This window comes from Streptomyces sp. P6-2-1 (assembly GCF_050613165.1).
Classification (GTDB): Bacteria; Actinomycetota; Actinomycetes; order Streptomycetales; family Streptomycetaceae; genus Streptomyces.
On record NZ_CP192513.1, the window covers coordinates 6,881,641 to 6,893,412 of the forward strand.

Here is an 11,772-nt window from a genome sequence, read left to right on the forward strand (position 1 = left end):
CTCCCTGGTCAGTCGCGCCGCCTTCCCAGCCGTTCCCTGAGCCGGGCGGCGCGGGGGCGGGGGCGCGGTTCCTCCGGCGTCGCGGGGGCAGGCACCCGCAAGCCGAAGTAGGAGTTCGCGCCCCGGCTGCGGGACTCGATCTCGACGGCGGCGAAGCGGAGCGTGGCGGCCTCGGCGATCTCGGGGCGCACGACGGGCAGGGCAAGGGTGCCCTCGTCGTCCACGTCGGGGTGTCCCGCGGCCTGCGGCGCGGGGACGTCCACGCGCCGCATCCGGGCCGCGTCGACCGACTCGGCGAGCAGCTCGTACTCGGTCGCCTCGTCGTGCCAGCGCACCTCGACGAGGTCCCCGGCGAGGAGTTTCTCCGCGAGGCGGAGGTGGCCGTTGATGTCGTTGCTCCACGCGCGGACCGTCTCGGGCACCGCCCACGCCCGTTCGGCCGCCTCCACGAGCGTGCCCGGCGGCAGCCAGGGTGCCTCGGGGCTCGGGTCGAGCATCCGCGAGAGCCACTCGGCGCGCTCCCGCAGCCAGTTCACGGCGAGCGGCAGCGAAGGGGCGCGGTAGGTGCCGAGCGGGACGCCGACCCTGGCGCCCGCGCTCATGCCATAAGCGGTGAGATGACACACGAACTCTTCGTGCACAGCAGGCAGTCCTCCGCGTCGGCAGCCGCGATTCCCTTGCCGTCTGTGATTATTCCGCCTCCCGCCGTCCTCATTCCGCTCAATTCCCGCCACATTTGCTCGGCAATTGCCGAGTGGCGCGAACGGTGCGGAGCGCTGCGAAAACCGGCCGGTGGCACCTCTCTGGCCAGGGAGGACGTGCGGGGAAAAGCGGGAGGTGGATAGTGGATGACCACATTCCGCCGTGCGCTGATTCCCGTAGGGCGCAGAAATCACGCCCTTGATCTTGGAATCCCGCACCCTGCGCGAGGCGACTCTGTGTAAATCAGTGAGGCCCCGTCATTCTGCATTGTGCAGAGTGCAGAATTCCCGTGCCCCCCGGCCCGCTTCCCGCGCGTTGTTCCCTGGCCTTTCGGGAAGCACGGCGACCAGCACGTGGCTCGTCCCCACCTGCCACACGGGCCCCGCGTGCGCGAACCCCGCCGCACGCAGCAGCTCGACGTGGGTGCCCAGGCTCAGCCCGCTCGTGCCGCCGAACCGGCTCGGCTCCCGCCGCGCGCACAGTTCGCCCAGCTCGGGATCGTCGGCCGCCGCCGCCCACCAGCTCTCCCAGTCCTCGCTGTCCAGTGCCCCCGCGCGGCGCGCCCGCCGCGCCCCCACGTGCTCGGCGATACCGGCGAGCGCCGCGGAACCGCAGCCGAGGTGGTCGGCGTTGACGAGCACCCCGCCCGGGCGCAGCACCCGCGTCAGATCCGCGTAGGCGCGCCGCAGATCCTCCTCCGGCAGGTAGTGCAGTGCCGTCGTGGACACCACCGCGTCCACCGGGCCGGTCAGCCCGAGCCGCCGGGTCCACCCCTCCTCGCCGATGACCGCCTGGACGTACCGTGCCGCGCGGGGGTGGCGGGTACGGGCCAGTTCGAGCAGGAGCGGGTCCATGTCCACCGCGACGATCCTGGCGTGCGGCAGGCGCGCGCTGAGCCTGGCGGGCAGTGAGCCGGGGCCGCAGCCCAGGTCGACCACGTAGGGGCGCGCCTGGCCCTCCGTCACATGCTCCACGACGTCCGTGACCACCGTGAAGCGTTCCTCGCGGTCGACCGCGTACCGCTGCTGCTGCCGTTCCCAGCGGTCCACCCACCGCTCGGCCGTGGGCAGAGAGAGCCCCATGCCGCACCACCCTTACCGTCTGTTCCAGTTGAGGCCCCCGAATCTACAGGTGAAAATGGTTCCCATCAGCTCGACGTCAAGCCGCGCAGCGTCACCAGGAGCCTGTCAATCTCCTCACGGGTGTTGTACACATGCAAACTGACCCGCACTGAGCTGCGCTTTTCCCCGCCGCTGGCCTGGCACAGGCCGTCAGCCCTGATCATGAAACCTTCACTGAAGAGGATGAATCCCAGATCGACCGACTCGATGTCCCGGTGGCGGAACGTGACGATGCTCTGCCGCTGCTGTACACGGCTGTCGCGCGCGAGGCTCAGCGGGCAGCCGAGCACCTCGTACGCGGGCAGCGCGCTCAGCCCGTCCGTGAGCCGCGCCGCCAGGCCCCGCGTCCAGCGTTCGATCCGGTCGAGCCCCGCCTCCTCCAGCCACGTGAGCGCCGCGCCGAGACTCGCGATCCCCGCCGTGTTCGGTGTCCCGTCCCAGCCCCCCGGCTCCAGCGGCGCCCCGCGCAGCCCGCGCGACCACACCGCGCCCGTACCGGGGAGCGCGAGCGCCTTGTGCCCCGAGAAGACGAGGAAGTCGACGTCGAGCGCGCGCAGCGAGACCGGCAGGTGCCCCACGCTCTGCGCCGCGTCGAGGCACAGCACCACGTCGTCCCCGGCCAGCTCGCGTATCCGGTGCACGTTCATGTCCGCGCCGTAGACGTGGTGCACATGGGTGAGCGCGAGGAAGCGCGTGCGCGGCGTGAGCAGCGCGGCGAGGGCGGTCAGGTCGTAGTCGCCCGAGCCGCGCTGCACCGGCATCTCGTGCACCGTGATCCGCACTCCCCGCGCCGCGAGCAGGTCACGCGCCTCCAGCCACGGCGAGCTGTTCGCCTCGTGGTCGGCGAACGGCACCACGATCTCGTCCCCGTCCCGCAGGTGACCCGGCAGCCAGTCCCGCGCGACCGTCCGCAGCCCCTCGCTCGTCCCGCTCGTGAAGTGCACGCGCGAGCGCGCCGGTTCGGGATCGTCGAGGAAGGACTTCACGTGCTCGCGCACCTCCTCGATCATCCGCGTCGTGCGATTGGCCCACGGGTAGGTGCCGCGCGCCGCGTTGGCGTTGCTCGTGGTGAGGTACGTCGTGACGGCGTCGAGCACCGCGCGCGGCTTCTGCGCGGTCGCCGCGCTGTCGAGGTAGGCGAGGCCGGGTTCCGCCGCCAGGATCGGGAACTGGTCCCGTATCTCCCGCTGCCAGGCGGCCAGTTCCTCCCAGCCGCCGGTGTCATCGGTCATGGTTCCCCTCATTCCCGCACCAGTGGCGCGCCCGCGTCGCGCCACGCGATGACACCGCCGTCGAGACTGCGCACGTCGGGGTGGCCCATCCGGCTCAGCACCGCCGCGTACCCCACCGACTTCTCGCCGACGGGACAGGCGAGCAGCACCGGGCGGCTCTTGCTGAACGGCAGCCCGCCGCGCAGGAGTTCGGCGAACAGCTCGTCCGCGATGTTCACCGAGCCCTCGATGTGCTGCGCCGCGTAGGCGTGCGGCCCGCGCAGGTCCACGACGAGCGGCTGCTCGTGCAGCAGCCACTTCTGGGCCTCGGCGACCGGCATCCGGTGCACCCCCGCCCGCTCCTCCTCGCCGACCGATGCGGCCGTGCGCGTGGCCAGGGAGGCGCTCGCGCCGAGGAGTTCGGGACGCCGGGCCCGTACGTAACTCAGATAGCTCTCGACGCGGTCGCACACCACGAAGACCGCCGTGCGCTGCCGCCCGGGCTCGCTCGCCTCGACCTCGCGCAGCCGCCGTACCGCTCCGTGGTACGCGGCCCCGCCCGTCGGGCCCGCGAGAATGCCGCAGCGCCTGATCAGCTCGACCATCCCGTCGATCGCGTCCAGCGAGCCGACCGCCTCGATGAGGTCGTACGTCGCCGGGTCGAAGAGCCCCACCTCCTGCACCTCGTCGAGATTCCTGATCCCCGGCACGAAGTCCGACTTCTCCGCGACGAGCCCGAGCACCCGCACGTCCCCCCGGGCGGCCCGCAGGGCGCGCGCGACCCCCGAGGACGACCCCGCGGTGCCGACCCCCGCGATGAACCAGTCGGGCGCCCGGCCGTCGAGGTCGGCGATGATCTCGGGGCCCGTGCCCTCCTCGTGCGCCCGCGCGTTCGCCGGGTTGAAGTACTGGTCGGTGTGGAGGAACGAGCCACCAGGGGCGCTCAGTTCACGGTGGAAGCGGGTGAGCGGGTCCTCCGTGTCCGTGGGGTCCAGACACTCGCTCTGCCCGGGCAGCTCTTCGATCTCGGCCCCGAGCAGGAGCAACAGCTCCTTCACCTCGGGGATCTTCATACGGTTGGTGACACTGCGGAAACCGAGCCCGTGCATCGAGGCGATGACGGCGAGCGCCTTCGCGGTGTTCCCGCTGGACAGCTCGACGACCTCGGCGCCGCGTTCGGCCGCGTCGCCGATCGCCGGGCGTGCCATGCCCCAGGCCGCGCGGTCCTTCACGGAGCCGAAGGGGTTGAAGAACTCCAGCTTCGCGTACAGCTCGGTGGACCGCAGTCCGTGCACCGCCGGGTCGATCCGTACGAGCGGGGTCTGCCCGATGGTGTCGAGAATGCTGTCGTACTTCATACCCGTCCCTTTGTCGTGCCGGGCAGCGGCGGGACGCCCAGCGCCCCTGCCGCCGTGCCCGGTGTGCCGCCCGGGTGGGCGGCCGGAGTGCTCGTGGGGGTGGCGCTACGGGGCCCGGCCACCGGGTCCGGCTCCGCCGTCGTGGGCCACCACTGCTCGTCCAGGGTCCAGCGCCAGCCGCCCCCAGGGGTCCGCTCCAGCGCCACCTTGCGTGCGGGTGGGCGGCGCTCGGCGTTCTGGGCGCTGAAGTCCATCGCGTATCCCGCGGTGTTGGCGAAGACGAGCAGTTCGCCGGGGGCCGGGAGCCGGGGCAGCTGGACGAGCCTGCGGGTGATCAGATCCGACTCCAGGCACAGGTTCCCGTGCAGGTACACGCCGGTCGCCGCGCCGGGGCCTGGCTCGGGCACCGGGGCGCCCCCTGGGCGGGGCAGGAGCAGCGGGTCGACGAGGATGCCGTGTTCCTCCAGGGCGCAGTCGTCCGCGTTCATCGCGAGCCGTACCTGCGGAATTCCGTCCGCGCCCGTGCGCACGTCGAGGACACGCGCGAGGGTCGCCCCGCACTGGTCCATGAGCGCGCGCCCCGGCTCGACCGCGAGGTCGTACAGCCCGTCGAGCAGCAGCTCGCCGAGCGGCCGGCCGAAGGTGGGGGAGTCCTGGCGCAACAGGGCGTCCAGGTAGTCGGCACCGGCCAGCGGGCGGTGCCCGGGGTAGAGGTCGAGCGCGCCGCGCAGCGTGCCGCCCTCGTTGGCGAGCCCGTAGCCGTGCCCGCGCCAGGTCAGCGGGGGCCTGCGGCCGAGCGCGGCGAGCGTCAGCTCGGTCGTGTACGTCTCCCACTCGCGCGCGTCCGCGAGGTGGCTCACGCCGAACCCGCCACCGACGTCCACGGTCGCCGGGCGCAGCCCCCGCTCCAGGCACAGGTCGAGTGCCCGCAGGCAGCCGTCGAGCGCGAGCACCTTCTCGGGCAGGCCCGTCGTATCGATGTGGTAGGCGACCCCGACGACCTCCACGCGCTCGCGCACCCGCTCGACCGCGTCGAGCAGCGCGGGCAGCCCGGCGTACGGCGTCCCGAAACGGCTCGGGCGGCTCAGCTGGCGCACTCCCTGCGAGGGGAAGCCGGAGAGCCGTAACTGCACCTTGGCGCGGGGCAGTTCGTACCGGGCCACGAGCGCGGCGAGCCGTTCCAGCTCGCCCTGATCCTCGACCGTCACGGTCACCCCTGTGCGGGCGGCGAGCCACAGGAACTCGGGCTCCTTGGGGCCGGTGGCGCCGATCCGCTCCGGCGTGAAACCGCTGCCGAGCCCGTGCCGCAACTCCTCCAGGGAGGCCACGTCGAGCCCGGCGCCGCTCGTGGCGAGCGCGCGGACCAGAGCGCTGGAACGGTTCGCCTTGTGCGCGAAGTACACCGTGCCGCGCAGATGGTGGCGGTCGCGCGCCTCCTCGAAACGCCGCACGTTCTCGACGGCCTGCTGCGGCAGCACGACGTTGAGCGGGCTGCCGAGCCCGTCGACGAGCGGGTACAGGACCTCGGGCGCGCGGAGCAGCGCCCCGAGGCGCGCCTCCAGCCTCGGCGTCAGGAGCAGGGGAGCGGGCAAGGCGGGGGCCTTCACCTTCCGTACCCGGCGCGCCGTGCGGGCCACCCCGGCAGGCCCTGTGCGCCGGGCACCGCTCGCGCCACCTTCTCCAACATGATTGTCATAACGCCATGAGTCATGTCGTCATGCTGTCCACCGCGCTCCCTCTCCATGCCTTCCCCCGCGCGCTACCCGGAGCGGGCCGCACCACACCCGGCGCACGGACGCGCGGGGGCGCGCGGAATCGCGCAACCGCGCCGGGTGCGGACAGCGGACAGCGGACAGCGGACAGCGGACGGGGACGGGGACGGGGCGGTAGACGGGCGCCGGACGAGGAGGGGGCGACGAGCGGGGGCGCGCGGCAGGGCCCGCCCGCGCCCGCCTCGTCCTCAGCCCGTCGTCGGCGGGATCTCCCAGCCGAGTCCCCCGCCAGGGGCGCCCACCGTCACGTGGCCCTCAGCGGTGGCGCGCAGCGCGTACGTGTCCGGGCGGCCCGCCGCCTCCCACCTCTGCCGCAGGGCGCGCCCGCCCGCCTCGCCGACCCCGCGCGGCACGTGCGCGGCCGCGAGCCGCAAGCCGGGCGCGGTGCCCCGAGGGCCCGGGACGGCGGTCCCGGGGAGCGGCAGCAGCGTGCCCGTGCAGTCGCCGCCGTCCCGCGGCCGCCGCAATACCGCCACCGCGGGCCACGCGGTGCCGGGCGCCAGGAGCGCGGCGACGAGGACCCCGCCGGGCGAGAGCCGCGCCGGGGCCCCGGCGGGCAGCCCCGTGACGAGCCGTGAGACGAGCACGCGGTCCCAGTGGAGATCGGGCGGCGCGCAGGACGTCACCCCGGCGCGCAGACCGAGCGCGGTGAGCCCCTCGTGCGCCCCCGCGGCGAGCAGCGGATCGGGTTCCACGGCCTGTACGCGCCCGCCGAGCGCGCACAGGAGCGCGGTCGTCGTCCCCGCCCCGTACTCCAGGACCGTCGACCCCGCCTCCGCACCGAGGTGCTGGAGCAGGACGAGCCCGAGGTACGGGGAAGCGGCGAGGCCCAGCGGTCCTCGGGCGGGGACCACGCGCCCCGCAGGACGCCCGGCGGGCCGCTCGTCCCCGTACCGCACGACGAGCGGTGCCTCGCCGTGGACGAGAGCGAGCCACTCGCCCCGCTCGCGCGGCACCCGGCAGTCGATCAGCTGGAGCATCCCGTCATGCCCGCGCGGCCCCGGGCGGGGCGCGTAGACCTGCGGGAGCAAGCGCTCGACGGGCGTCGCGACGAAGACCTCGCGCAGCCGCTCACCACTGAGCAGCCCGCGCGCGGCCAGGCGCTCGGCGAGGGCGATGCGGGCCCCGCGCGCCTGCGCGGCGAGCCGTTCGCCGGGTGTCGTGCGCGGTACCCCGTCGTGGAGTTCGGCGAGTTCCCCGTCCCGCTCGGCGGCGAACGCGGCGGCGAGCCGCTTCGCCAGCTCCTCCGGAACCCGGCGCAGCGCCTCCTCCTCGCTCACGAACTCGGCGGCGGCGATCTCACCGGGGTCGAGCCGCAGTGCCTCGGTGCGCACCTCGTGCGGCGGGTGCCCCGCGTAGATCCGCGCGACGATCGCGCGGCCCCAGCGCCCGCGCGGCACCGTGTCGTCGACGAGGAGCCGCCCCGCGAACACCTCGATGCCCAGCTCCTCGCTGACCTCGCGCACCGCCGCGTGCGCGGGCTCCTCGTCCTCCAGCATCCCGCCGGGCAGGTCCCAGCCGTCCTTGTACGTGGGCTCGACGAGCAGCACCCGGCCGTGCGCGTCCCTGATCAGGAGGTCGGCGCAGCCCGCGGGGGCGGCGTGCTCCGCGAGATAGCCCCGCAGGTTCTCCGCGCTCACCACGAGCCTGCCCGCCCCCGTCACCCGCGCCGACCAGCTCACGTCCTCCTCCGCCGCCCCCTCGTCCAGCGCCTTCTCCAACGCGGCGGCGAGCCGCGAGCCCTCGGGCCCCGTCCAGGCCGCGCCCGCCCGCCACGTTCCGTCGTCCTGGGGGCGGACGACGAGGTAGGCCAGCGAGTCACCGGTCGCGAGCGCGGGTGTCATGGCCGGTCCCGCGGGCGCCAGCAGCCCGGGGCCCGTACCGAGGAGACCCAGCGCGCACGCGCGCGAGTCCGTCGCGGCGAGCCGCAGCGCGAGCGCGTCGAGCCCGGCCGTGTCCCGCAGCGTCGCGCGCGTCCACACCACCTGCGCCTCGGGGGCGAGCCCCGCCGCGATCCCGCCGCCCACCGGGGGCTGTTCCGCGTCCCGTACGAGCCGGACCAGACCGTCCGCCGTGCACGCGGCGCGCTCCCCGGGGACGAGCGGCACGGGCTCGCGGTCGGGCAGCGCCCGCACCTCGTCCGCGCGCAGGCCGCCGTCCGCGAGCCGCGTCCAGCACAGCTCGTACGTGCGGCCGCGCAGCCGCTGCCGCGTCAGCAGCCACCCACCGGGGCGCAGCGCGGCGGCCCAGGCGGCGGACGGCACGACCGTGCTCGGCTCCGGCACCACGATCCAGTCCCAGGCCCCGGCGCCGGGGCCCGCCTCGGGCGCACGCGAGGTGACCGCGGCCGCCCCGAAGCCCTCCGGCGGTCCGGCACCGTCCGCCGACAGCAGGCACACCCGCTCGCCCGCGCCGGGTCGCCGGAGGACCGGGGGAGCGGCCGCCCACGGCAAGCGGCCGGGGCGCGGCGGTGCGAGCGGCGGGACGGGAGAGACGAGGGGCGCGGTCATATGGGCGACTCCGGGCCCGCGCGCGGCGGCGCGGACGGCTGGGGGACAGGGGGAGGGGCGCCGCCGTGCGGGCCCCGTACCGAGAACGCGCGGCGGCGGCCCTACGTCACGGGGGCAAAGGCGTACGACGCGCGCGGGCCCGCGCCGGACCCCTGTCCGCGCCCCCGGGGTGATGGGATGACGGGGCGGGGGAGCCCTCCCGCGGTCACGCGGGGGAGCCCTCCCGCGGTCACGGCCCCCACCGCACCGGAGGTACGCCCCATGCGCCCCGCCCGCTTCCGTCCCGCGCTGCTCGCCGCCGCGTTCTGCCTCCTGCCGCTCACCGCCTGCGGCACGGGCACCGGCACGGAGACCGGCCAGGCAGCCTCCGCACGGCCGGGTCCGGCGCGCCCTGCGAGCGGCTCGCCCACCGCCCGTACCCTCGACCGCGCCGCGGAGTTCACCGCCCTGGAACGCGCGTACGGCGCCCACCTCGGCGTCCACGCGGTGGACACGGGCAGCGGGCGCGAGGTCGGCTGGCACGCGGACACCCGCTTCTCGTTCAACTCGACCTTCAAGGCGCTCCTCGCCGGTGCGGTGCTCAAGAGGTACGGGATCGCCGGGATGGGCCACGTCCTGCGCTACGACAAGAAGGACCTCGTCGCCAACTCGCCCGTCACCGAGAAGCACGCGGGGACCGGGCTGAGCCGCGACGCGCTGTGCGAGGCCGCGATCCGCTACAGCGACAACACCGCGGCCAACGTCCTTCTCGCCGATCTCGGCGGCCCGCGCGCGCTCGGCGCCCTCGTCCGGGCCGCGACGGGCGACCGCACCACCCGCATGGAACGGATCGAGCCCCTCGTGAGCGACTGGGCGCCCGGTGAGAGCCACGACACGACGACCCCCCGTCAACTCACGGCGAACCTGCGTGCCTACACCCTCGGCGACGTCCTTCCCGCCCCCGAACGCGCCCGGCTCACCGGCTGGTTGCGCACCAACACCACCGGGGACGCGACGATCCGCGCGGGCGTGCCGAAGGGCTGGAAGGTCGAGGACAAGACGGGAACGGGGAGCCACCACGGCGCGCGCGACGACATCGCGGTGATCCGCCCGCCCGGCCGCGCCCCGCTCGTCCTCACGCTGCTCAGCTACCGCGACGAGCGCGCGGCCGAGCCCGACGACCGTCTCCTTGCCGAGGCCACCCGTGTGGTCGTGCGCGCCCTCGGCTGACCCCCGCCCCCGGCCGCGCGCCCCGCACGGGTCCCGCGCGGCCGGCATCCTGCAAGCCGACCCTCAGGAAGAGCGCATGAGCCTCGACTTCCCCCTCGCCCGCACCACGGAGCCGGTTCCCGCGGCCGAGCGTCGCGCGATCCTCGCCGACCCCGGTTTCGGCCGCTGGTTCACCGATCACATGGCCGTCGCCGCCTGGGACACCGCGCAGGGCTGGCACGACGGCGGCATCCGCCCCCTCGCCCCCTTCACACTCCACCCCGGTGCCGCCGTCCTCCACTACGGGCAGGAGATCTTCGAGGGGCTCAAGGCGTACCGGCATGCGGACGGGAGCGTGTGGCTCTTCAGGCCGGGCGACAACGCGCGCCGCTTCGCCCGCTCCGCGCGCCGCCTCGCCCTCCCCGAGCTTCCCGAGGCCGATTTCCTGCGGGCGGTAGAGGAACTGGTACGGGCCGACGCGACGTGGGTGCCCGATGCGGACGGGGGCGGGGGAGCTGGTGACGAGAGCACCGGGGGCGCAGGCACCGGAGGCACGGGCACCGGGGGCGCGGGCACCGGAGGGGGCGGTTCCGGTTCCGGTGAGCAGAGCCTCTACCTGCGCCCCTTCCTCATCGCCACCGAGCCCTTCCTCGGCGTCCGCCCCTCCGCCCAGGCCCTCTTCCGTGTCCTCGCGAGCCCCGCGGGACCGTACTTCCCCTCCGGCGTCACCGGCGTCACGCTGTGGGTCACCGAGACGTACGCGCGCGCGGCCATCGGCGGCACGGGCGCGGCGAAGTGCGGCGGCAACTACGCCGGGAGCCTCGCCGCCCAGGCCGAGGCGCGCGAGAACGGCTGCGAGCAGGTGCTCTATCTCGACAGCGCGGGCCACGGCACGATCGAGGAGTCGGGCACGATGAACCTGTGCCTCGTGACGCGCGACGGCGAGCTCCTCACCCCGGCGCTCGGCACGATCCTCGAAGGCGTCACGCGCGACACGCTCCTCGCCCTCGCCCCCGAACTCGGCCTCAGGGCCGTCGAACGGGCCATCCCGCTCGCGGAGTTGCGCGCGGGCGCCGAGGACGGCACGGTCACCGAGGTCTTCGCGGCCGGGACGGCGGCCGTCCTCACACCCGTCACCGGCTTCAAGGGCACCGGCTACGCCTTCACGGTCGGCGACGGCACCCCGGGCCCCACGACGCTCGCGCTGCGCCGTACGGTCCTCGACCTCCAGTACGGCAGGACCGAGGACCGCCACGGCTGGCTGCACCGGGTGATGTGAGCCAAGTGCCCCGCTCTCAAGCGAGGTTGACGAGCCGGATGTACTTCGTCCAGTCCCACAGCGGGCCCGGGTCGGTGTGGTCGGTCCCCGGCACCTCGACGTGCCCGAGGATGTGCGCCCTGTCCTTCGGGATGCCGTAGCGGTCGCACACGGAGGCGGTGAGCGCCGCCGAGGCCTCGAACATGGCGTCCGTGAAGTACTCCGGCTTGTCGACCCAGCCCTCGTGCTCGATGCCGATGCTGCGGGTGTTGTAGTCCCAGTTCCCCGCGTGCCAGGCGACGTCCTTCTCGCGCACGCACTGGGCGATGTGGCCGTCCGCCGAGCGCACCACGTAGTGCGCCGTGACCTGCTTCGCCGGGTTCTGGAAGATGGCGAGGGTGTCGGCGAAGTACTCCTGCGTCACGTGGATCACCACGTAGTCGACCGGGTACTGCGAAGGCCGGTTCGCGACCGTGTAGTTGGAGGTGCTCGCGGGCACCCACTCGGCGCCCGGGTGGTCGACGGCGGCCGGCTTCGCGGCGGCGGCCGGGGGCCCGGTGAGCAGCGCGGCGGGCACGGCGGCGAGCGCGGTGCCCTTGAGGAGGGTGCGGCGGCTGGGCACTGATCTGGCGCGTTCCACGGTGGTTCCGCC

The 11,772-nt window shown here is 74.5% G+C and carries 9 protein-coding genes; 2 read left to right on the forward strand and 7 right to left on the reverse strand.

What is annotated here, in order from left to right; genetic code table 11:
- Positions 1 to 8 precede the first annotated feature (8 nt).
- The 6 genes from ACQYWQ_RS28955 to ACQYWQ_RS28980 form a co-directional block, all read right to left on the reverse strand.
- Positions 9 to 641: a hypothetical protein gene (locus ACQYWQ_RS28955; protein WP_431038757.1), complete on the reverse strand. Its 633-nt coding sequence runs from the start codon at positions 639 to 641 to the stop codon at positions 9 to 11.
- A 318-nt stretch (positions 642 to 959) separates the two neighbouring features.
- Positions 960 to 1,784, reverse strand: a complete 825-nt coding sequence (locus ACQYWQ_RS28960; RefSeq protein WP_431038758.1) for a class I SAM-dependent methyltransferase — start codon at positions 1,782 to 1,784, stop codon at positions 960 to 962.
- Between the two features lie 65 nt (positions 1,785 to 1,849).
- Positions 1,850 to 3,055 (reverse strand): aminotransferase class V-fold PLP-dependent enzyme, encoded by a 1,206-nt coding sequence (locus ACQYWQ_RS28965; RefSeq protein ID WP_431038759.1) that lies wholly within the window; start codon positions 3,053 to 3,055, stop codon positions 1,850 to 1,852.
- Between the two features lie 8 nt (positions 3,056 to 3,063).
- Positions 3,064 to 4,392, reverse strand: a complete 1,329-nt coding sequence (locus ACQYWQ_RS28970) for a pyridoxal-phosphate dependent enzyme (RefSeq protein WP_431038760.1) — start codon at positions 4,390 to 4,392, stop codon at positions 3,064 to 3,066.
- Positions 4,389 to 5,984 (reverse strand): Y4yA family PLP-dependent enzyme, encoded by a 1,596-nt coding sequence (locus ACQYWQ_RS28975; RefSeq protein WP_431038761.1) that lies wholly within the window; start codon positions 5,982 to 5,984, stop codon positions 4,389 to 4,391. Before ACQYWQ_RS28975 ends, ACQYWQ_RS28970 begins: the two co-directional genes overlap by 4 nt.
- Positions 5,985 to 6,352: 368 nt before the next feature.
- Complete coding sequence (locus ACQYWQ_RS28980; RefSeq protein WP_431038762.1) at positions 6,353 to 8,674, reverse strand: NUDIX domain-containing protein; 2,322 nt, start codon at positions 8,672 to 8,674, stop codon at positions 6,353 to 6,355.
- A 261-nt stretch (positions 8,675 to 8,935) separates the two neighbouring features.
- Between ACQYWQ_RS28980 and bla the strand changes: the two genes are divergently transcribed.
- Together bla and ilvE are read left to right on the forward strand one after the other, a co-directional pair.
- On the forward strand, positions 8,936 to 9,883 hold the full coding sequence (gene bla, locus ACQYWQ_RS28985) for a class A beta-lactamase (protein WP_431038763.1): 948 nt from the start codon (positions 8,936 to 8,938) through the stop codon (positions 9,881 to 9,883).
- A 76-nt stretch (positions 9,884 to 9,959) separates the two neighbouring features.
- Positions 9,960 to 11,141 carry a branched-chain-amino-acid transaminase gene (gene ilvE, locus ACQYWQ_RS28990; protein WP_431038764.1) on the forward strand — a complete coding sequence of 394 codons (1,182 nt, stop codon included), beginning with the start codon at positions 9,960 to 9,962 and terminating at the stop codon, positions 11,139 to 11,141.
- 16 nt (positions 11,142 to 11,157) lie between these two features.
- On the opposite strand, the gene ACQYWQ_RS28995 is transcribed toward ilvE, so the two are convergent.
- A complete protein-coding gene (locus ACQYWQ_RS28995; protein WP_431038765.1) occupies positions 11,158 to 11,760 on the reverse strand; it encodes an N-acetylmuramoyl-L-alanine amidase in 603 nt (200 codons plus the stop codon).
- Between the last annotated feature and the right edge of the window lie 12 nt (positions 11,761 to 11,772).

Bases quoted from the DNA above. Each gene is read 5' to 3' on its own strand.
- bla (WP_431038763.1), top strand. From the start codon at position 8,936: ATGCGCCCCGCCCGCTTCCGTCCCGCGCTGCTCGCCGCCGCGTTCTGC.
- ACQYWQ_RS28960 (WP_431038758.1), bottom strand. From the start codon at position 1,784: ATGGGGCTCTCTCTGCCCACGGCCGAGCGGTGGGTGGACCGCTGGGAA.
- ACQYWQ_RS28965 (WP_431038759.1), bottom strand. From the start codon at position 3,055: ATGACCGATGACACCGGCGGCTGGGAGGAACTGGCCGCCTGGCAGCGG.
- ilvE (WP_431038764.1), top strand. From the start codon at position 9,960: ATGAGCCTCGACTTCCCCCTCGCCCGCACCACGGAGCCGGTTCCCGCG.
- ACQYWQ_RS28980 (WP_431038762.1), bottom strand. From the start codon at position 8,674: ATGACCGCGCCCCTCGTCTCTCCCGTCCCGCCGCTCGCACCGCCGCGC.
- ACQYWQ_RS28970 (WP_431038760.1), bottom strand. From the start codon at position 4,392: ATGAAGTACGACAGCATTCTCGACACCATCGGGCAGACCCCGCTCGTA.